Source organism: Microtetraspora sp. NBRC 16547 (assembly GCF_030268965.1).
Lineage (GTDB): Bacteria > Actinomycetota > Actinomycetes > Streptosporangiales > Streptosporangiaceae > Microtetraspora.
Window position 1 is genome coordinate 1 of sequence record NZ_BSSE01000072.1, and the last position, 1,702, is coordinate 1,702.

Genomic DNA, 1,702 nt, shown 5'->3' on the forward strand with positions numbered 1-1,702 from the left:
AGTGGTCATGTCCGTAAATCCCTCGGGGGTTACGCCGCGACGTCGAGCACGTCAGGCTGTTGCTCGCAGTGATCGTGCTGCTGGGAGTCGAACTCTTTCTGTTCGTGTCGCTCGATCCGGGCCAGCAGGTCCTCGAGGTCGGCCGGGGTGAACTTCCATCTGAAGGGCCGGGCGGTCTCGTTGTAGCGACGCTCGAAGGCGATGAGCCGGTCTTCGACCTGGTCAAGGCTGGTGAAGTCGTTGGGTGAGACGACTTTCCGCTGCACGATGGAGAAGAAGATCTCGATCTGGTTGATCCACGAACCATGCACGGGCGTGTGCACCATGACCGCGTTGGGATAGCGCGTGGCCAGCCGGTCGGCGGCAGCCTTGCCCCGGTGAGAGGAGCCGTTGTCGACGATCCAGAACACCCGCTTGGCCGAGGCGTACGGCTCGGCGGTCATGACCTGGTCGACCAGTTCGGTGAACGGGACGATCCCGGTCTTCGGCGAGCAGCGCCCCATCACGTGGGCGCGGTGGACGTCGTAGGCGGCCAGGTAGGCCAGCGCGCCGCCGCGCTTGTAGTCGTGGTTGACCCGCATCAGCCGGGATTTTCCCGGCGGCAGGGTGGGATGGCAGCGGCAGCGGGCCTGGATGGAGGTCTTCTCATCGGCGGAGATGACGTACTCGTCGTCGTCGAGCGCGGCGCCGTCCCAGACGCGCGCGTACAGGTCCAGCACCCGGCCGGCCTTGACGGCGAAGTCCGGGTCACGGATGAAGATCCAGGATTGGTACTGCCAGGGCTTGATCGCATCTGTGGCCAGAATCCGGCGCACGGTGGAGGCCGAGATTGCCGGAGCGATGCCCCGGGCGAGGACCTCACTCGCCAGGTCGGGGCAGTTCCACCGTGACAAGGGCACCCCGGTCTCGGCTGGCAGTTGGCAGGCCATTGCCTTGATTTCGGCGACCTGGACCGGGGTGAACTTCGGTGGGCGTCCAGATCGGGGCCGGTCGGCCAGTCCTTTCATGCCCTCGTCGGCGAATCGGCCTCGCCAGAGCCGGACGGTGTCAACGGTCACTTTCCGGCGTCGGGAGATCTTCGCGTTGGAGTAGCCGTGTGCGGCGTCCAGCACGATACGCACACGGATGACCTGCTGGTAGGGGGCAGTGTGGGAGTAGGCCAGCTGCTTGAGCCTCCGGCGTTCGGCGGCTGACAGCGTGATCTGGCGGGCGCGGGGGACGGGCACCAGAGGGCTCTCTGTAGTCGATCTTCGGTGATCTCCGACAATGCCCGCATTCGCGCCGATGGTGGGCGAACGACACGCCGAGAGGGCAAGATGACGGCCATGCCCGCCATCCCCGCCTCGACCAAAACCTCCCTGGCCCAGAGGCTGTTCCTGCACGCCAAACAGCGCTGGCCCCAGCTTGCCGACGTTCACGTGCGCTATCGCGGCCAGTTCGGCTATGTCGAGGGGGAACTCGCCGATGGCCAGCGGCTGCCACTGATGCGGCTGCGTTACGGCGGCACGGCCCACCGATGGGGACTGGCGATCCACACGCCAAGCACGGGCGGCTATGAGGACGCGATCTGGTTCACCGGCAGCCCACAGGAGGCCCTGGATCTGGTCTGCGACCTCTACGTGTCCAACACCGACACCTGACTACGAGCAGCACGCCAACTGGTGAACCGTCAACCCCCGAGGGACTTCCGGCGAGGACCACT

2 protein-coding genes are annotated in these 1,702 nt (G+C 66.0%); one reads left to right on the forward strand and one right to left on the reverse strand.

What is annotated here, in order from left to right:
- Positions 1–29: 29 nt before the first annotated feature.
- Positions 30–1,226 carry an IS630 family transposase gene (locus tag QSK17_RS35630; RefSeq protein ID WP_285711096.1) on the reverse strand — a complete coding sequence of 399 codons (1,197 nt, stop codon included), beginning with the start codon at positions 1,224–1,226 and terminating at the stop codon, positions 30–32.
- A 27-nt stretch (positions 1,227–1,253) separates the two neighbouring features.
- Between QSK17_RS35630 and QSK17_RS35635 the strand changes: the two genes are divergently transcribed.
- A complete protein-coding gene (locus QSK17_RS35635; protein ID WP_285711097.1) occupies positions 1,254–1,640 on the forward strand; it encodes a hypothetical protein in 387 nt (128 codons plus the stop codon).
- Positions 1,641–1,702 lie beyond the last annotated feature (62 nt).